This window comes from Streptomyces bauhiniae (assembly GCF_004784475.1).
Classification (GTDB): Bacteria; Actinomycetota; Actinomycetes; order Streptomycetales; family Streptomycetaceae; genus Streptomyces; species Streptomyces seoulensis.
In genome coordinates this window covers 214,852-233,735 of sequence record NZ_SRRT01000002.1, presented here as the reverse complement: position 1 = coordinate 233,735, position 18,884 = coordinate 214,852, and the positions used below count along the sequence as shown (strand labels likewise).

General features: G+C 71.7%; 17 protein-coding genes. 9 read left to right on the top strand and 8 right to left on the bottom strand.

Annotated features, from left to right (window positions below; genetic code table 11):
- Positions 1-32: 32 nt before the first annotated feature.
- The 3 genes from E5083_RS06330 to E5083_RS06320 all read right to left on the bottom strand — a co-directional run bounded on the left by E5083_RS06330 (position 33) and on the right by E5083_RS06320 (position 2,685).
- On the bottom strand, positions 33-482 hold the full coding sequence (locus E5083_RS06330) for a hypothetical protein (RefSeq protein WP_135784606.1): 450 nt from the start codon (positions 480-482) through the stop codon (positions 33-35).
- A 91-nt stretch (positions 483-573) separates the two neighbouring features.
- Positions 574-1,344, bottom strand: a complete 771-nt coding sequence (locus E5083_RS06325) for a polysaccharide lyase family 7 protein (RefSeq protein ID WP_135784605.1) — start codon at positions 1,342-1,344, stop codon at positions 574-576.
- Between the two features lie 120 nt (positions 1,345-1,464).
- Complete coding sequence (locus E5083_RS06320; protein ID WP_135784604.1) at positions 1,465-2,685, bottom strand: carbohydrate-binding protein; 1,221 nt, start codon at positions 2,683-2,685, stop codon at positions 1,465-1,467.
- Positions 2,686-2,973: 288 nt separating this feature from the next.
- Here E5083_RS06320 and E5083_RS06315 point away from each other — a divergent pair, with 288 nt between their 5' ends.
- From E5083_RS06315 to E5083_RS06305, 3 genes are all read left to right on the top strand, one after another.
- Positions 2,974-4,065, top strand: coding sequence for a GNAT family N-acetyltransferase (locus tag E5083_RS06315; protein WP_135784603.1), 1,092 nt, complete (start codon positions 2,974-2,976; stop codon positions 4,063-4,065).
- Positions 4,066-4,266: 201 nt separating this feature from the next.
- Complete coding sequence (locus E5083_RS06310) at positions 4,267-6,423, top strand: discoidin domain-containing protein (protein ID WP_135784602.1); 2,157 nt, start codon at positions 4,267-4,269, stop codon at positions 6,421-6,423.
- Positions 6,424-6,725: 302 nt separating this feature from the next.
- The gene (locus tag E5083_RS06305; RefSeq protein WP_130330423.1) at positions 6,726-6,962 is read left to right on the top strand and encodes a chaplin; all 237 of its coding nucleotides are present in this window, start codon (positions 6,726-6,728) and stop codon (positions 6,960-6,962) included.
- A 62-nt stretch (positions 6,963-7,024) separates the two neighbouring features.
- Here E5083_RS06305 and E5083_RS06300 read toward each other — a convergent pair whose 3' ends face one another.
- A complete protein-coding gene (locus E5083_RS06300; RefSeq protein WP_135784601.1) occupies positions 7,025-8,185 on the bottom strand; it encodes an acyltransferase family protein in 1,161 nt (386 codons plus the stop codon).
- 322 nt (positions 8,186-8,507) lie between these two features.
- Between E5083_RS06300 and E5083_RS06295 the strand changes: the two genes are divergently transcribed.
- From E5083_RS06295 to E5083_RS06285, 3 genes are all read left to right on the top strand, one after another.
- A complete protein-coding gene (locus tag E5083_RS06295; RefSeq protein WP_135784600.1) occupies positions 8,508-8,948 on the top strand; it encodes a Fur family transcriptional regulator in 441 nt (146 codons plus the stop codon).
- Positions 8,949-8,983: 35 nt separating this feature from the next.
- Positions 8,984-11,224, top strand: coding sequence for a catalase/peroxidase HPI (gene katG, locus E5083_RS06290; RefSeq protein ID WP_135784599.1), 2,241 nt, complete (start codon positions 8,984-8,986; stop codon positions 11,222-11,224).
- Between the two features lie 167 nt (positions 11,225-11,391).
- Complete coding sequence (locus tag E5083_RS06285; RefSeq protein WP_135784598.1) at positions 11,392-11,994, top strand: Rv1733c family protein; 603 nt, start codon at positions 11,392-11,394, stop codon at positions 11,992-11,994.
- Positions 11,995-12,003: 9 nt separating this feature from the next.
- Here the strand turns inward: E5083_RS06285 and E5083_RS06280 are convergent, their stop codons facing one another.
- Together E5083_RS06280 and E5083_RS06275 are read right to left on the bottom strand one after the other, a co-directional pair.
- On the bottom strand, positions 12,004-12,891 hold the full coding sequence (locus E5083_RS06280; protein ID WP_135784597.1) for a serine hydrolase: 888 nt from the start codon (positions 12,889-12,891) through the stop codon (positions 12,004-12,006).
- Positions 12,888-13,751, bottom strand: coding sequence for a LysR family transcriptional regulator (locus E5083_RS06275; RefSeq protein ID WP_135784596.1), 864 nt, complete (start codon positions 13,749-13,751; stop codon positions 12,888-12,890). Before E5083_RS06275 ends, E5083_RS06280 begins: the two co-directional genes overlap by 4 nt.
- A gap of 133 nt (positions 13,752-13,884) precedes the next feature.
- On the opposite strand from E5083_RS06275, the gene bla reads away from it, so the two are divergent.
- The 3 genes from bla (at position 13,885) to E5083_RS06260 (ending at position 16,374) form a co-directional block, all read left to right on the top strand.
- Positions 13,885-14,793, top strand: a complete 909-nt coding sequence (gene bla / locus E5083_RS06270) for a class A beta-lactamase (protein WP_135784595.1) — start codon at positions 13,885-13,887, stop codon at positions 14,791-14,793.
- 278 nt (positions 14,794-15,071) lie between these two features.
- Positions 15,072-16,001, top strand: coding sequence for a hypothetical protein (locus E5083_RS06265; protein WP_135784594.1), 930 nt, complete (start codon positions 15,072-15,074; stop codon positions 15,999-16,001).
- A 190-nt stretch (positions 16,002-16,191) separates the two neighbouring features.
- Positions 16,192-16,374, top strand: a complete 183-nt coding sequence (locus tag E5083_RS06260; protein WP_135784593.1) for a hypothetical protein — start codon at positions 16,192-16,194, stop codon at positions 16,372-16,374.
- Positions 16,375-16,386: 12 nt separating this feature from the next.
- Here E5083_RS06260 and E5083_RS06255 read toward each other — a convergent pair whose 3' ends face one another.
- Entirely contained in the window at positions 16,387-17,358 is a 972-nt protein-coding gene (locus tag E5083_RS06255; protein WP_135784592.1) for an aminoglycoside phosphotransferase family protein, read from the bottom strand.
- Positions 17,359-17,702: 344 nt separating this feature from the next.
- Positions 17,703-18,797, bottom strand: a complete 1,095-nt coding sequence (locus E5083_RS06250) for an ROK family transcriptional regulator (RefSeq protein ID WP_135784591.1) — start codon at positions 18,795-18,797, stop codon at positions 17,703-17,705.
- Positions 18,798-18,884: the final 87 nt, after the last annotated feature.

Sequence of the window (18,884 nt, the reverse complement as noted above, 5' to 3'; positions counted from 1 at the left end):
GCGGGGCCGGAGCGGACGGCGTACGGGCGGGATCAGCCCCAGAGCGGGTAGTCCATGGTCTGCGTGAAGCCCTTCGGGCGCGCGTCGTCGTACGTCACGCTCATCCGGGTCCAGCGCTTGACGTCCGGGTTCTTCTTCCAGGTGTCCGGGCGGTCGAGGCGCACGGTCACGTGGTAGGAGCGGAAGACGCCCTTGGCGCAGTACGGCTCGCAGTCGTTGACCACGTTCACACCCTCGGCCACGGCCGACTGCGAGTCCCACTTCACCCAGTTGAGCCCGGTGAGCCGGCTGTTGCCGTCACCGCAGGCCAGGATGAAGTCCGCCGGGCGCACGTTCTTCTGGAACTGGCAGTCGACGAGCACGGGCGCGGTCCGGTGTGGCACGGGGGCCGTCGGCGGGCTGGCCGACGCCGTCGTCATCGCCGCGGTGAGCAGGGCTCCCGCAGCCAGGGTGACCGTCGTTCCCACCAGTGATCCGCGCATGGTCGCTCCCACCTGTCGTGCTGTGTCCGACCGTTAGCCGACGCTACGACCGTTCGCCCGAATGCACCACTCGCGCAGGTGGGAGCGTGGGTCACCCGTGCTGGACGGTCAGCCCGTAGAACGCGACGCGGGCGCCGTTGGTGGTCGAGTCCGAGGAGGACTGGTTGTAGGACCCGGCCTTGAAGTACTGCTTGTACGGGTTGAAGGACGCGGGGATCGGGTAGCGCGTGGTGCTGCCGTTGACGGTCAGCTCGATGGTGTTCCCGCCGGTCACGGCGATGCTGTAGGTCCAGGTCTTGCCGAGGGACACATGGCCCACCGTGTGCGGGGTCTGGCCGCCCGAGGGGGAGTTCTCGGTGCCCAGGACGATGTCGCCGTCCGCGTGGTAGTAGAGCTCCAGCAGCGGCTTGGTGGAGGAGCCGCCGGAGCCGAGGTGGATCTGTCCGACGCAGACGTTCTTGGTCACCGACACCACCCGGAGGGTCGCGTTCATCCGGTGCGTGCCACTGAGCGCCCAGTCGGCGGCGCCGCCGTCGCGGTTCATCTCGCGCAGCTCGGAGCGGGCGTAGTTCGAGTTCGGCGTGGTGACGCCCTTCTCGGGCGCCCAGAAGGTCATCGCGCCGTCGCGGGTGTCGGTGTAGAAGTACGCGTCCTGGTAGCCGTTCGCACCGCGCAGCCGGGACGAGGAGATCGTGGTGGGGGAGCCGGGGGAGCCGACCGGCTCCTGGAGCTGCCAGACCGAGAGGTCGAAGTTGCCGCCGGGCGCCACGTGCGGGTCGGCCGCGTGCGCGGTGCCGCCGAAGGCGCCGAGAGTGAGGGCGAGGCTCGCGGCCGCAGCCGTGAGAAGCCGGGAACGGATCATGTGGGGGGGTCCTCCCGCCGGGCCGGATGCGTTCAGCATGCTGAACACCGAACGCATCCTTGGACGTCGATGACCCGTGAAGCTAAAGGTCCGGTCCAGGCCCGTCAAGGGGTCACGCGATCAGCAGGCGCCCTCGTCCTGCCACGGGCCCCAGTCGGAGCCGTTCGGGGTCTCGTTCTGGGTCCACCACTTGGCCTTCCAGTTGTGGTGGTTGTAGGACGCCTCGTCCCCGGCGACGTACACGGCCGAGGAACTCCAGGCGGCCTTGCAGGAGTTGCCGGGATTCGGGGGCGTCGGGGTCGGGGTGGGCGTGGGCGTCGAGTTGGGCGGGGTGGCACCGGCGAACTTCACCGAGAACTTGGCGAAGTCCCAGGCGTTCTGGGCCACGCTGGAGCAAGTGCCGGACGTGCGCCCGCCGTTGTCGGCCGGGGTGCACTGGCGGTCTCTGTTCAAAGACCAGAAGGTGAAGCGGTCCATGTGGTGGCCGGTGGCGAAGTCCAGCACCGTCTGGAAGTCGGCCTGGGAGAAGTACTCCCCGGTGTCGCTGCGGCCGTTCATCCCGGAGAAGCCCTCGTGCGCGTACGCCGTGGCCTCGTCCCAGCCGAAGGTGGAGCGCAGGACGCCGTTGAAGGCGGCCAGCGCGCTGGTCTGGCTCGCCGCGCCGTTGAAGCCGCCGTCGAACGGCATGATGGAGAAGTTGTTCGGGGTGAAGCCCTGGGACTTCGCCTCCAGCAGCATCTGCTTGCCGAACCAGCCGGTGCCGTCCGCCGTGCCGGCCGTGGTGACCGAGACGTACAGGCCGGGGTTGTTCTGCTGGAGGATCTTGGCCGCGCCGATCTCGTTGTGGATGGCCGCCGTGTTCTCGTACTCCGGCTCCTCCAGGTCGAAGTCGATGGCGTGCAGGCCGTACTTGGTGATGACCTGCTGGTAGGCCGCCGCCGTGGCCGCCGGGTCGGCGCAGGTCTGGCCCAGCTTGGTGCCGCCGTACCCGCCGATCGAGATGGAGACGTCACCGCCCTTGGAGCGAATGGTGTTGATCACGGACTGCACGGCGGTGTCCGAGGAGACCGGCGAGGTGCCGCCCCAAGTCGGCGAGCAGCCACCGCCGTTGGGCGCCAGCACGAACGCGAGCTGGAACGCCTTGAGGCCGGTCGCGTCCATGATGGCGGCCGCGTCCGGCGGGTCGTTGTCCGTCGGCATCAGATACGGGGCCGCCGCGTACCAGCGGTTGTCGAGCGCGTTCGTGGCGCCGGACGCGCTGCCCGCGACCAGTGCCGTGGTGCCAGCCGCCGCCAGCGTGACGGCGGCCGCCGCGCCCAGACATGCCCGAAGTCGTCTCACTACGAGCCTCCAGAGGGGGGTGGGGGAGGGGGAAGGCCAGCGTCGTGGACGGAGCCCGACTTGGTCTAGTCCAATACGCGTCTTTGGACTGGACCAAACCGTCTCTTTACCCGGCGGTAAGTGAACGCCCCTCCTGTGCACGGCACTTGCCGAACCCGTCGATCTCTGCGGAACCGTGGCGGACCGTCCGCCCTCTGAGGCACCCTTGACGCTGTGCGTACTGTTTCGCCACGTTTGAGCGGCGGTGCGCGAGGGGGAGCGATCACATGAAGGGCGGGGCGAACCACGGTGGAGATCACCATTCACAGACCCGGCGAACTGACCTCCGCGCTGCGCGGGGCCTGGCACCGGGCGATGGACGAGTCACCCGAGTACGCCAACCCCTTCCTCGCACCGGAGTTCGCCATCGGAGTCGGCCGCCATCGCGGCGGCGTCCGCATCGCGGTGCTGCGCGAGGGAGGTGAGCCGGTCGGCTTCCTCCCGTACGAGCGGGGGCCGCTCGGCACCGGACGGGCCATCGGGCTCGGGCTCTCCGACTGCCAGGCGCTCGTGCACCGGCCCGGTGTCACCTGGGACGCGGCCGAACTGCTGCGCGCCTGCGGGCTCAGCATCTTCGAGTTCGACCATCTGGTGCAGGAGCAGCGGCCGTTCGCCCCGCATCTCACCGGCACCTTCGCCTCACCGGTCATCGACGTGAAGCCCGGCGACGGCACGTATGCGGAGTGGCTGCGCGCCACCTACCCCGGTCTCGCCAAGGCGACCCTGAAGAAGGAACGCCGGCTCGGCCGGGACATCGGCGAGGTGCGGTTCGTCTTCGACGAGCGGGACCCGCGGGTGCTGGACACCCTCATGCGCTGGAAGTCGGCCCAGTACCGCCGCACCGGCCGGATGGACCGCTTCTCCCGCCGCTGGATCGTGGACCTGGTGGAGCACCTCTTCCACGTCCGCGAGGAGCACTTCACCGGCGTGCTCTCCGTGCTGTACGCGGGTGACCGCCCGGTCGCCGCCCATTTCGGACCCCGTTCCAGCACCGTCCTGGCCGCCTGGTTCACCGCCTACGACCCCGAACTGCACTACTACTCACCGGGGTTGATGATGCACCTGCGCACGGCCGAGGGCGCCGCCCGCAGCGGGGTCACCCTGGTGGACCTCGGGCGGGGCGACAAGGAGTACAAGGACTGGCTCAAGACCCGCGAACTCCGGGTCGGCGAGGGCTTCGCGTCCCGTCCGCACCCCGTCTCCGTGGCCCAGCGGGTGTGGCGCCGGCCGGTGCGCGGACTGCGCAACACCGTGCTGGGCCATCCCCAACTGCTGGCGCCTGCCGATCGGTTGCTGAAGACGGTCGGTCAACTACGCACCCAGGGGCGGCCGGGCCGCTGACCTCACCGGGCGGGGCTGCCGGGACCAAAGCACATGGTCCGGACAGTCCCGCCCCGGTGTGAACGGCCGCTGGGTGTGAACGCCCTTGTGCGCGAAGGATTTGGCTTCCGAAGGCTTGCGCCGCGTTGGTTCATCCCTTAAATCAAAACATGAACTAAGCAGGGGCCGGTCTCCCCGGTCCCGAAGTCGCAGGGAGCCGCAATGAGACTGAGATCCCTGGGGACAGCGCTCGCCGCCACGGCAGCGCTGCTCGCCCTGCCCACCCTCCAACCCCCGGCCGTCGCCGCGACGGACGCCGCCCAGGCCGGCTGCAACACCGCCAACGCCGCGCAGGGCAAGCCCGCCACCGCCTCGTCCACCGAGAGCGCGGGCACCCCGGCCTCCGCCGCCTTCGACGGCGACACGGGCACCCGCTGGTCCAGCGCGTTCGCCGACCCGCAGTGGCTCCGCGTCGACCTCGGCTCGGTGCAGGACCTGTGCGGCATCGACCTGAACTGGGAAGCCGCCTACGGCAAGGACTTCCAGCTCCAGAGCTCGACCGACGGCACGAACTGGACCACGCTCAAGACCGTCACCGGCGGAACCGGCGGTACCAGCTCGTACGCGGTGAGCGGCTCCGGCCGCTACGTCCGCATCAACGGGACGGCCCGCGCCACGACTTACGGCTACTCGCTGTGGGAGATGGCCGTGCACACCGGCACCACCGGTGTCCCGCCGGTGCAGGGCGGCGGTGACCTCGGCCCGAACGTGATCGTCGTCGACCCGAGCACGCCGAACCTCCAGCAGAAGTTCGACAGTGTCTTCGCCAGTCAGGAGTCGAACCAGTTCGGCTCCGCCCGCTACCAGTTCCTGATGAAGCCGGGCACGTACAGCAACATCAACGCCCAGCTCGGCTTCTACACCTCGGTCTCCGGCCTCGGGCTCAACCCCGACGACGTACAGATCAACGGTGACATCACCGTCGACGCGGGCTGGTTCAACGGCAACGCCACGCAGAACTTCTGGCGTTCGGCGGAGAACCTCGCCATCCGCCCGGTCAACGGCACCGACCGCTGGGCCGTCGCCCAGGCCGCGCCGTTCCGCCGTATCCACGTCCAGGGCGGGCTCAACCTCGCGCCCAACGGCTACGGCTGGGCCTCCGGCGGCTACATCGCCGACTCGAAGATCGACGGCACGGTGGGACCGTACTCCCAGCAGCAGTGGTACACCCGCGACAGCTCGGTCGGCGGCTGGACCAACGGCGTCTGGAACATGGTCTTCAGCGGGGTGCAGGGCGCGCCCGCGACCAACTTCGACAGCGGCCCGTACACCACGCTGGACAACACCCCGGTCTCGCGTGAGAAGCCGTTCCTCTACCTCGACGGCTCCACGTACAAGGTCTTCGTCCCGGCCAAGCGCACCAACGCGCGGGGCGTGTCCTGGCCGGCCAACGCCGGCTCCTCGCTGCCGCTCGACCAGTTCTACGTGGTCAAGCCCGGCGCAACCGCGGCCACTATCAACCAGGCGCTCGCCCAGGGGCTCAACCTCTTGTTCACCCCGGGCGTCTACCACCTGGACCGGGCCATCGAGGTCACCCGCGCCAACACCGTGGTGCTCGGCCTGGGTCTCGCCACCATCGTCCCGGACGGCGGCGTGGACGCCATGCACGTGGCCGACGTGGACGGCGTGAAGCTCGCCGGCTTCCTCATCGACGCGGGCAGCGCCAACTCCGACACCCTGCTGCGGATCGGCCCGGCCGGCTCCACCGCCGACCACTCGGCCAACCCCACCACCATGCAGGACGTGTTCGTGCGCATCGGCGGTGCCGGACCCGGCCTCGCCACCAACTCGGTCGTGGTCAACAGCAACAACGTGATCATCGACCACACCTGGCTCTGGCGCGCCGACCACGGCAGCGGCGTCGGCTGGGACACCAACCGCGCCGACTACGGCCTGCGCGTGAACGGCAACGACGTCCTGGCCACCGGCCTGTTCGTCGAGCACTACAACAAGTACGACGTGTACTGGGCCGGCCAGCGCGGGCGCACGATCTTCTTCCAGAACGAGAAGGCGTACGACGTGCCCAACTCCGCCGCCATCACCCATGACGGCATCGTCGGCTACGCGGCCTACAAGGTCGCCGACTCGGTCACCTCGCACGAGGCATGGGGTCTGGGCAGCTACTGCAACTTCACCACGGACTCCTCGATCGTCCAGGCGCACGGCTTCCAGGTCCCGGTGAACTCCGGGGTCAAGCTGCACGACATCCAGGTGATCTCGCTCGGCGGCAAGGGCCAGTACGCCCACGTCGTCAACAACACCGGGGCCCCCACTTCGGGGTCGGACACCGTCCCGTCCAAGATCACGCAGTTCCCGTAGCGGGGAGCGCGGAGCCCGGAAGGCGGGCTCCGCGGGCCGCGCCTAGGGTGGCGTGCACGGAGGGCCGCGCGGCCCTCCGTCGCGGCCCCCGGCCCGGTCAGGCGTCCGAGCGGCCGGCCGCCCAGGTCAACTCCTGGGCGGCCGGGCCGACTTCACCCACCGGGAGCTTCCCGCTCCCACCTCGGACGGTCCCCGGACCGGGGGCTGCCGCCCGAACGGAGTAGCACGGCGGGCGCACCGCCCGGGCTGCCGCTGTGATGGAGGAGTCCCCACCCTCGATTCAGTGAGGCAACCTCATGCGTATGCGCAAGCTTGCTGCAACGGCCGTTCTCGCGGGCGCCCTTGCCCTCTCCGGTGCCACGGCGGCCCAGGCGGCCGACCCCGACCCGACCACCGGTGTCGCCGCCAACAGCCCCGGCGTCGCCTCCGGGAACGTCATCCAGATCCCGGTGGACGTCCCGGTCAACCTGTGCGGCAACACGATCGACGTCGTGGGCCTGCTGAACCCCGCGTTCGGCAACATCTGCGCCAACTCCTGACGGCGCGATGCGAAGGGTGCCGGTCCCTCATCCTTGAGGGGCCGGCACCCGGCTGCCATGGGTCACTCGGCCGCGACCGGCTCCTTCTGGACGGCGGGCCGTTCCTTCGTACGGCGGTCCCGCAGCAGCAGGCGCCGGACCGGGCGCTCCACACCCTCGAACAGCGCCCAGGACAGCGCGAGCGAGATCGCGAACGCGGCCGCGGTCACCCCGATCCCGGCCACGGCGCCGAAGCGCGGCTTGTCGCCCAGCACGGAGATGCCCGCGCGCAGCACCAGCAGATGCACCATGTAGAACGCGAACGACAGCTCCCCGAGCCGCACCAGCCGCCGCCCCCGCCACAGCGTGGGCTGCCCGCGCAGGTCGGCCACGGCCGCCGCCGGGATCAGCAGGGTGAACCCGGCCAGGGTGCAGGAGGTGGCCGCGTAACCGGGCGCCACCTGGGGGACGAGGAAGTAGCCGAGGATGGCCAGGGCCAGCGAGCCCTCCACGCCGGGTCCGCGCCAGCGGCCGAGCAGCACCAGCCGCGCGGTGACCGTGCCGAGCACGAACTCCGGCAGCCGGGCCAGGGGCAGCGAGTACATCGGCTGGTTCAGCCAGTGATGGGCGTCCGCCCAGGCCAGGGTCAGCGCGACCACCGCCGCGAGGCCGCCGAGGGCCAGCGTGCCGCGCGCGTTCAGCCGGCGCAGCAGCCAGAAGAGGGCCGGGAAGAGCGCGTAGAAGAACGCCTCGCAGGCCAGCGACCAGCTCACCGGGTTGAGCGTCTGCCACCAGGGCTGCCACCAGGAGTGCACCAGCGACAGGTTCGCCAGGGTCTGCTTCCAGGTCGGGAGGGCCGGCTTGCCCATGGCGAAGGCGATGGCGACCGCGAGCAGGGCGGTGGCCAGGTGGACCGGGTAGACGCGGGCGATCCGCCGCCGCCAGAAGCCGGGCGCGCGGTCGCCGGGCCGGGCCGACCAGGTCAGCACGAACCCCGACAGGATGAAGAAGAACGACACCCCGGTGCCGCCGGGTGTGAAGGCCCAGGAGACCAGGCGTCCGGCCTGGCCGCCGAGGTAGCCGAAGTTGTTGATGTGCAGTCCGAACACCAGCAGGGCCGCCACCCAGCGCAGTCCGGTGAGCGAGGGCAGCGCGGGTCTGACGCCGTCCGGTGGGGCGGGGGCACCGGCCGCGCCGGGCCGTGCGGGCGGCGTCCGGGGCGTCCGGGTCGTCGCCGTGGTCATCCGATCACCTGCCGCTGGAGATTCGCGTGGGGCATGAAGGGGACTGCTGCCCTCCGGTGCCCCGACATTCACGTCATGCCGGAAACATCACACTGCTGCCGAACGAGAGAGCCTCCGCCCTGCCACGGATGGCGGGCCGGGAGCACCCGGACGAGTGAGCGCCGCCCCGGCGGGGAACCACCCCCTCGGCGGGTTCCGTTTCATTCGGTAAGTGCCGGTGCGTACGGGTACGTACCGGTGTCGACCAGTGACCCTAAGAAGTCAAAAACTTGTACAGCTCGTTTTCTTGAATCATTCGTGTTTAAGGCGCTAGTGTTCCCCCATGACCGCATCCCAGCCTCCGACCACCGCCGCCGCGGAACTGCGTGGTGCGGGTCTCCGCGTCACGGCGGCCCGCGTCGCGCTGCTGGAGACCGTCCGCGCGGGCGACCACCTCGGTGCCGAGGCGATCGCCGCCCAGGTCCGCGAGCGAGTGGGCCACATCTCCGTACAGGCCGTCTACGAGGCCCTGCACGCGCTCACCGCCGCTGGGCTCATACGCCGCATCGAGCCGGCCGGCAGCGCCGCCCGGTTCGAGGGACGCGTCGGCGACAACCACCACCACGCCGTGTGCCGCTCGTGCGGTGCCGTCGCCGACGTCGACTGCGCGGTGGGTCACGCGCCCTGCCTGACCGCCTCCGACGACCGGGGCTTCGTGATCGACGAGGCCGAGGTCGTGTACTGGGGCATCTGCTCCGACTGTTCCACCGGCCGCAGCTCCTAGCGCCGCTTTATCCCGCCCTTTCCGGAAGGATCGACATGCCTCACAACGAAGACGCGATCGTCACCGACCCGAAGCCCGAGGAGACCGGCGGCTGCCCCGTCGCACACGGAGCCAGTGCCACCTCCCTGCACCCCGCCCTGGGCAGCGGCAACGACCGCTGGTGGCCCAAGCAGCTCAACCTGAAGGTCCTTGCCAAGAACCCGCCCGTCGCCAACCCGCTGGGCGAGGAGTTCGACTACGCCGAGGCGTTCTCGAACCTCGACCTGCCGGCCGTGAAACGCGACCTCGCGGAGGTGCTCACCACGTCCCAGGACTGGTGGCCCGCCGACTTCGGCCACTACGGCCCGTTCATCATCCGCATGGCCTGGCACAGCGCCGGCACCTACCGCACCCGTGACGGCCGCGGCGGTGGCGGCACCGGCCAGCAGCGCTTCGCCCCCCTCAATAGCTGGCCGGACAACGCCAACCTGGACAAGGCCCGCCGGCTGCTCTGGCCGGTGAAGAAGAAGTACGGCAAGAACATCTCCTGGGCCGACCTCATGATCCTCGCGGGCAATGTCGCGCTGGAGACCATGGGCTTCAAGACCTTCGGCTTCGGCGGCGGCCGCGTGGACGCCTGGGAGCCCGACGCCGACGTGTACTGGGGTCCGGAGACCACCTGGCTCGGCGACGAGCGCTACACCGGCGACCGTGAGCTGGAAGAGCCCCTCGCGGCCGTCCAGATGGGCCTGATCTACGTCAACCCCGAGGGCCCCAACGGCAACCCGGACCCGATCGCCGCGGCCCGCGACATCCGCGAGACCTTCGCCCGCATGGCGATGAACGACGAGGAGACCGTCGCCCTGATCGCGGGCGGCCACACCTTCGGCAAGACCCACGGCGCGGGCCCGTCGAGCGACGTCGGCCCCGACCCGATGGACGCCCCGATGGAGCAGCAGGGCCTCGGCTGGAAGAGCAGCTACGGCACCGGCAAGGGCCCCGACACCATCACCTCGGGCCTGGAGGTCACCTGGAACTCCACCCCGATCACCTGGGACGTCAACTTCTTCGCCACCCTCTTCGGCTACGAGTGGGAGCTGACCGAGAGCCCCGCCGGCGCCAAGCAGTGGAAGCCGAAGGACGGCGCGGGCGACGGCACCGTGCCCAGCGCCTTCGACCCGGACAAGAAGATCGCGCCGAACATGCTCACGACGGACCTGTCGCTGCGCTTCGACCCGATCTACGAGCCGATCTCCCGCCGCTTCTACGAGAACCCCGAGGAATTCGCGGACGCCTTCGCCCGCGCCTGGTACAAGCTGACCCACCGCGACATGGGCCCGAAGTCGCTGCTGCTCGGCCCCGAGGTCCCCGAGGAGACGCTGCTCTGGCAGGACCCGCTGCCCCAGCCGGTGGGCGAGCCGATCGACGCCGCCGACGCCGACGCGCTCAAGGGCAAGATCCTGGACTCCGGTCTCACCGTGGCGCAGCTCGTCAGCGCCGCGTGGGCGTCCGCGTCCACCTTCCGCGGCAGTGACAAGCGCGGCGGCGCCGACGGCGCCCGCGTCCGCCTCGAGCCGCAGCGCGGCTGGGAGGTCAACGACCCGGACCAGCTCGCGCTGGTGCTCCGCACGCTCGAGGGCATCCAGGAGGAGTTCAACGCCTCCGCCGGTGCCAAGCACGTCTCCCTGGCCGACCTGATCGTCCTCGGCGGCGACGCCGCGGTGGAGAAGGCCGCGAAGGACGGCGGCTTCCCGGTCGACGTGCCCTTCACACCGGGCCGCGTGGACGCGAGCCAGGAGCAGACCGACGTCGAGTCGTTCGAGGCGCTCAAGCCCGCCGCCGACGGCTTCCGCAACTACGCCGGCAAGGGCAGCAACCCCGGCCGCGCCGAGTACGCGCTCGTCGACCGCGCCAACCTGCTGACCCTCACCTCCCCGGAGCTGACCGTCCTCATCGGCGGCCTCAGGGTCCTGGGCGCCAACTACCAGGACTCCGACCTGGGCGTCTTCACCGAGACGCCGGGCGTGCTGACGAACGACTGGTTCGTCAACCTGCTCGACCTCGGCACCACGTGGAGCTCCACCTCCGAGGACCAGGCCACCTTCGAGGGCCGCGATGCCGCCACCGGCGCGGTGAAGTGGACCGGCACCCGTGCCGACCTGGTATTCGGCTCCAACGCCGAGCTGCGCGCCGTCGCCGAGGTGTACGCCTCCGACGACGCCAAGGAGAAGTTCGTCAAGGACTTCGCCGCCGCGTGGCACAAGGTGATGAACCTGGGCCGCTTCGACCTCGCCTGAGTCGCAGCACCCGCGGGGGCGCCCCCGAACCGGTTGGTTCGGGGGCGCCTCCCTGTCTGTTGTACCCCCTCCCGCCTGCGGTTCTTCCGCCCCGGCCGTCCGTACTGCGGGCGCGCCGGGTCAGGTGCACGATGGTGGTGTGGGCAGGCGAGAGGAGGCGGCTGCCGATGACTCGGACACCTCCGGAAACGATCACCCCGATACGACTCTGGCGCTGGCGGCGCAATCCGCTGCGCAGACACGGCGACCTCGTCGAGGCGTGGGTCGTGCTCCTCACCTGGATCTTCGTCGTACTGGGCGGTGCCCTCGCGGGCTGGGCGGCCGCGAGTTCCGTGGACTCCGCGCTCGCCGAGCGCCGCGACCAGGTACATGAGGTCCGCGCGGTCCTCACCGGTCCGGCGCCGAAGACCGCGCCCTCGCGCGGCGGCTACGACGACGACCGGGTGTGGGCCAAGGTCCGCTGGACCGACGGCAAGGGCGCGGTGCACACCGACAAGGCCAAGGTGAGCCCCGGCACCCCGGCCGGCACCACCGTCGACCTGTGGACCGACGGCACCGGACGCACCGTGCCGCCGCCCGCCTCCATGGCCGAGTCCCTGCTTCAGACCGTGCTCACCGGCGTCCTCGTCGCCCAGATCACCGGCACGGCCGTCTGGGCCGGCGGACGCCTGGTGTGCGGCACGCTCGTCCGGCGCCGGCTCGCGGAGTGGGACGAGGAGTGGAGCCGCGTCGGCCCCGAGTGGAGGCGGCTCAGCGGCGGCAGAGGCTGACGCCCGGCCTCACTTCCGCAGCGCCTCGAACGCGCGCCGGGCGGCGACCCCGATCGCCAGGTCGATGTCCGGCGCCAGGGACGCCCTGCGGTCCGCGCGGGTCAGCGCCGCCAGCGCAACCCGGTCGCCGGAGTCCGCCTCCACCACCCCGATCTCGTGCCGCAGATGCAGGAACGACCCCGTCTTCCCGCTGAACCGCAGTGAGTCCGCGCGCAGCTCGCTCACCATCCGGTGGGCGAAGACCTGCAGGCCCATGAGCCGGCGCAGTTCGGCCGTCGCCGCCGGGTCGGAGATCTCGTCGCGCCACACCCGCTCCAGCAGGGAGACCAGCGCCCCGGCCGTCCCGGTGCTGGCGTGCGCCGGGTCCAGCGTCTCGATGGTGTGCCGGCCGGTGCGCTCGTCGCGTACGGCCAGCTCCAGGGCGAGCGAGAAGTCGTTGCCGGAGACGCCGGCCGCGCAGGCGTACATGTGGTGCAGCCGGTGCCGTACCCGCAGGCCGGGGCAGTCCCAGGAGCGCAGCCACTTGTCCACCTCCGGTACCGGGACCAGGTCGAGGAGGAGGTCGGCGGCGGCGTTGTCGCTCACCGAGAGCATCATCAGCAGCAGGTCGCCGACGGCCAGCGTCGCCGGATGGCGGAATGCCGCGAGCCCGGTCGGACCGGCGCTCCCGGCGGAGGGTACGTAGGTCACGGGCCGGGCGGGGTCGAGTGCCCCGGCCGTGATCCGGTCCAGCACGACCAGGGCCAGCGGGACCTTCACCACGGAGGCGAGGGGCACCGGTACGTCTTCGGCGAAGCCCAGCTCCTCGCCGGTGTCGATGTTCCGGGCCAGGAATGAGCCCCGGATGCCGAGCGCGTCCCACTCGCGGGCGATGCCGTCCGCCACCTCGGTGCTCATCCCGTCACCTCCGCCAGGGACTCCGCCAGCCACTGAGGTACCTCGCCCGACTCCCCGTGGGACTCGCTCGCGCCCATCTCGTACCCCCGGTGCAGGGAGGTGTCGGCCAGCGGGGTCCAGCTCGCGCCGTGCTGCCGGGCGAAGGGCTCCGCGCACAGCAGCCGCGCCCGCCCGGCCAGCGTGTCGGCCAGCGCGGCGGCGGCCGGACCGGCCGGCCGTACGAGGGTCTCCGGCAGCCCGGCTCGGGCGGCTGCCCGCGCCAACCGGTCCTGCGCGTACGGCACTTCGTCCTCCTCCAGGGTCAGGATCGGCAGCCCGGCCACCCCTCGGGGCGGACGGAGGTCCTCCAGGTGGAGGGCGCGCCGGGCGAGTTGTCGCCCCGCGGCCAGGCCGAGTGGGACCCGGAGTGCGGCCCGTTCGGGGGCCACGCGGAGCAGGGCGTAGGTCAGCGAACCGTCACCAAGGCCCGACTGCCTTTGCAGCGGCGGGAGTTCGCGTACCGCCAGCGTAGTGCCGTGCTCCGTACCGGCGCGGAGTACGCCCGCCAGGGCCACCGGCGCGCAGTGCGCGGGCACGCCCACGACCCGTGTCCGCGCGGCGCGGGCCGAGCGGGCGGCCTGGTCCAGCCGGCCGGCGCGCTCCAGCACGTCGCGTGCGTACGGGAGGAGTGAGGTGCCGAACTCCGTCACGGTGACCTGGCGCCGGGAGCGATCGAACAACTGGCCGCCGAAGTGCGCCTCCAGCGTCTTGATGCGGCGGCTGAGGAGCGGCTGTGCGATCCCCAGCCGGTCGGCGGCGCGCGAGAAGCTCACCTCGTCGGCCGTTGCGGTGAACGCCGCCAGATGCGCGAGCAGATCCATCCAGGAGTCATATCAATAAGTCATGGAGCGTTCAAAGTTCACTCTTGGACATGAGCGGTGTCCTGCTGTTTCGCTGTCACCCGTCGGTGATCCAACTGGCCCGACGGCCCAACTCCCGTGAAGGAAACCGCACATGACCCGTGCCACCCCCGTCCCGCGACGCACCCTGTTCCGCGCCGGCGCCGCCCTCACCGCCGCTGCCGCCGCGACCTCCGCCGCCCCCGCCTTCGCCGCCCCGAACGGCCCGGCCGTGCTGCGCCCCGAGCTGGCCGCGCTGGAGAAGCGGTACGGCGCGCGGCTCGGTGTGTACGCGCACAACACGCGCACCGGTGCGACGGTGGCGTACCGCGCCGACGAATCGTTCGCCATGTGCTCGACGTTCAAGGCCATCGCCGCCGCGGCGGTCCTCCGCGACCACGGCGGCCGGGCCGCGCTCGGCGAGGTGATCCACTACCCGCCGGCGGACATCCTCGCCAACTCCGAGCAGACCAAGGCCCATCAGGAGACCGGGATGGCGCTGGGCGAGGTGTGCGCGGCCGCCATCCAGTACAGCGACAACACGGCGGGCAACCTCATGCTCCGCCGGATCGGCGGCCCGGCCGGACTCACCCGCTTCTTCCGCTCCCTCGGCGACCGGGTGAGCCGGCTCGACCGGTGGGAGACCGACCTGAACACCGCCGTACCCGGTGATCCGCGCGACACCACCACCCCGCGCGCCCTCGGCCGCACCTTCGAACTGCTCACCCTGGGGCGGGCGTTGAGCGGCGGCGACCGGGAGCAGCTCGTCGGGTGGCTGCGCGGCAACACCACCAGCGGCAAGCGGTTCGGCGCCGGGCTTCCGTCGGACTGGGTCCTCGCGGACAAGACCGGTACCGGCTCCTACGCCACCGCCAACGACCTCGGCGTGGCCTGGACCGGCAAGGGCACGCCGCTGCTGCTGTCCGTGCTGTCCACCAAGCCGACGCCCGACGCGCCCGTGGACGAGGCGCTGATCGAGGAGACGGCACGGCTGCTCGCGGCCACCCTCGCGCCGGGGGAGTAGCCGCATGCGGCCCCGCTCCGACCGGCCGGGCCGACCCGTGCAAATTCGGGGATGTCGGGTCCCGTACCGAAATCTGCCGTCCGTGCTGACCTGCGTATTCGGTTCCGGCGCAACTGTGATGATGCTCAACTCGTGGAAAATTGACGGGAGTTGTAAAGGCGACAAGACTCTGACCGTCCTCGCTTCCGCCTCGGGCGGGCGAAGGGACACGGGGCGCCGCGCGCCGGTTGGCGCGCGCCCTGCCACCTCCCACACCTTTGAACGGACAGAGGCTCACCTTGGCACGCTCGCAACCAGCCAGATTTCTCGCCACGGCCGCCGCGGCCTTCCTCGCGGCGACCGCCGCGCCGCTGATCGGCGCCACCGCCGCCCATGCGCAGGAGGGCGGCGACTGCTCGTCCGCCACCGTGCAGTACCGACTGGTCGACGCCGACGGCAAGGTCGTCGGTGCCGACTGGTCCTCGCAGGGCGGGTTCCACCAGTGGGACACCGTCCCCGGCACCGTCGAGGTCCGCCTCGCGCCCGGCCAGAGCGTGGGCGAGGGGTGCAGCTACCCCGTCTCCCTGGCCGAGTACACCACCGAGGGCCCGAACTGGGCGTCCTCCGGCCGTCAGGAAATGATCGACAAGGCCACCGTCCACCTCACCGCGAAGGACGTCGCGGGCAAGGACGACGACGGGCGCACCTGGCAGAAGCTCAGCATCAAGGCGCCGACCTGCTTCGGCCAGATCGACCTGTACGGCGAGGACACCGCCTACGACGGCAAGGAGGGCGAGGGCCACGGCCCGCTGCCCGACGTGCGCGCCGGCGTCCTCACGCCGTACCACCTGATAGCCGCCTGGAACGGCGGGGACAAGCGGTGCGAGACTGCCGGTACGCCGGAGTCGGCCACGCCGAGCCCGTCCGCGCCGGAGACCTCCGCGAGCCCGGCGCCCTCCGCGCCGCCCGCCGGGAGCGAGCCGAGCGCGCCCGCCGAGGGGAGCAAGCCCCCGGTGAGCCCGAAGCCCGGCGCGACGCCGTCCACCAACGCGGACGTGCCGCCGGCCCAGTCCAGTCCGCCCGCGCCCAAGTCCTCGCCCAACGGCGGTAATCCGCCGCTGGCGGAGACCGGTGCGGGTGCCCCGGTCGGCATGCTCGCGGGTGGGGCCGCGCTCGTGCTGGCCGTGGGAGCCGGGACGGTGTACGCCTCGCGCGCACGCCGTTCCTGACCCCTCCCGCGTCACCGGCGCGGGAAGGGGAGGCAGGAGGGGGAGCCGTCGGCGGACGGTTCCCCCTTTTCGGCTTTACCCCGCCTGGTTTCCCAGTACCGGCAGTAACATGATGATCTTTCTCCGGAAGTTACTCACCAGTTTCAATCAGGCGCCGTCCGCGTGGGCGCGCCCTCCTCCGGAGATGACCATGTCCGCTACCGACGAGGCGTTGGCCAACGCCCGTACCACCTATGAGCAGCACGTAGGGACCTGCCGGCAGTGCCGTGCCGACGGCGCGGCCTGCGCCGTGGCCAAGGTCCATCTGCGCACGTACAACAACGCCCGCCGTGACCATCTCCGGGCCACGGGCGGCGCGGCTCCCAGAGGCTGAGGTCTCCGGGGCTCAGAACGGGGGAGCGTCCCCGGTCTCCAGCAGTGAGCGGACGCCGTTCGTCGCCTCCGTCGCGGACGGGAAGAGCCGGGTCCAGGCGCGGGCCCGGCCCAGCGCGCCCAGCCGCCAGGCGAGTCGGGCCGCGCGGCGGAGTTCCGCGGTCGACAGCCCGAGGTCCGTCCAAGGCTCCAGGTAGGCGTCGCGCAGGCGGGGGAGCACCTCGGGGCCGTACCGCTCGGCCGCCCGCTGGGCCGGGATGCGCAGACTGGCGAAGGGGTGCGAGACGATCGCGTCTCCCCAGTCGAAGTAGGTGAACCGGCCCGGCTCCGGGTGGAAGAGCTGGCCCTCGTGCAGGTCGGCGTGGTCGAGGGAATCAGGGACGCCGAGCGCGTCCAACTCCGCGCACCAGTCGACCAGTCGGGGCCGCAGTGCGTCGAGCCGGGCCCGCTGCTCCGGCTCCAGCGAACCGTTCCCGTCCCGCAACCGGTCGAACGACGCGGGCACTTCGCTCACCCGCAGCGTCGGGACGCCGAGCGCGGCAAGTCCGTTGACGCGCGGAACCAAGGCCCGCTGCATCCTCGCGTACCCGCCGAGCAACTCCTCCCAGGCCCGCGGCGGAGCCTCCACCTCCCGCAACAGCGGCCCACCATCCGGCAGCAACGACCACCCCCGGCCGCCATCCACAGCCAACGGCCGCAGCACATACTCCGGCACCCACCGAGCCAAGGCTGCGGTCAACGGCCCCTCGAACAGGCTGCCAGGCGGATTGGCCTTGAACCACACGGATGCTTGCCCACCCACCGGCACCCGCATCAACACCGACCAGGGCCGCACCCGAACCCGAACCACCCCACTCAACCGCAGCCCATGGTAAGCGAGTTGTGCATCCACCCACCCAAAGACGGCCTCCCGCCAGGCCCCCTGCTCCCAGGGCGTCACCACATCGGGGTACGCCCCCCGATCCACGTCCACCGTGCGCTCCATCGGGCCATCCCAGCACGGCACACCGGCCCTGGCCAGGGGGTTTTCGCCGCGCGGCCCGAGTGGGCAGCCCCGTCACCGCTCGCGAGCCCGGCCGTCGGCCGGCCCCCACGGTCCCTCCGCGGACGGGAGGCGGCCCGTGCGGGGGTCGCCGGCCGGTCCGTGAGCTGGTGCCTCCTTGCCGGCACCGCAGGCTCTCAACGCGACCACCGCCCAGAGGGAGCGGGAGCCGGGCCGATCGCCGTGTGCTGAAGGCGCGCCCCTCACCACCGGCACCGCCCGCTCGCGCACCGCCGTCAGACCCCGGTGGGCCGAGCTTGGCGGTCACCTTCTCCGGCCAGGAGTACTCACCGCGCGTCCCCCACAACCAGCTCCCGCAGCTCCACCACCGCCCGCTCCCGCGCCGCCGTCAGCTCCGGGGAATCGACCGTCGCCGTCACCACCCCCACGGGCCGTGGGCCGGCGGAGAGTTGGCGGTCGATCGCCGCCCGCATCGCCGGAAGGCGCCCCCACTCGCCGCCCAGCACGATCAGGGCCGGGTCCGCCAGGGCAACGGCCGCGCTCAGCACGCCCCCCACCGCCCGCGCCAGCGTCTCCGTTGCACCGGCGTCGGAGGCGAGGGCCGCCTCCAGCGCCGGTACGTCGATCGCCGTCGAGCCCGGCCGGCGGAGGCCGAGCGCGGCGAAGACCTCCGTCAAGGGCATCGCCGTACCGGACGGGCCGATCGTGCACACGTGGGCGATTTCGCCGGCCAGGCCCCCGTGGCCGCGGCGGACGGCGCCGTCTGTGACGACGGCGGAGCCGAGGCCCTCGCCGAGGTGGACGTAGACGAAGTCGTCGACGCCCACGGCCGCGTGTTCGGCGCGGGCGGCCCAGTTGACGTCGTTGTCCACCAGGACGGAGCCGGTGACGTGCGGGGCGAGGACGGTGGCGGGGTCGAGGGCGCCGACGAGGAAGGGGGCGTCGGGGAGGCGGACCAGGCGGCCGGTCGCGCGGTCGACGGGGTCGGCCGCGCTGACGACGGCGAGCCGGGAGGGACCCCCGAGCTGGGACGCCGCCTCGGCCAGCGCCCTGGCCGCCTGGTGCTCGCCCGCGTCGCGGCCGAGGCCGGCGTGAGCCCGGCCCACGGTGTCGCCGAGCGCGTCCACCGTCTCCGCCGTCACGCCGCGCGGCGAGATGCTCGCCACCAGCGCCGTACCGAGCCCCGGCGCGAGCGCGTAGTACGAGCCCGAGCGGCCGCGCCCCGTCGTGCGCTCGCCGGTGTCCACCACCAGGCCGGAATCCGCGAGGCGCTGCACGGCGTCGGAGATGGTCGGCTTGGAGATGCCGGTGCGGGCCGCTATCTCGGCGCGGGTCAGCCGCCGGTCGGCCATGAGGGCGCGCAGCACGTTCTCGTCCGTGAGCGCGCGCAGCATCTCCAGCGAGGGCTTGGCGGGTGTCATGTACGCCAGTCTAGTAAGGACTCTTGCCCAAAGCCGGCGCCCCGCATACCGTTGATTTGGTAAGGAGCCCTCACCAAAGGAGCTGGG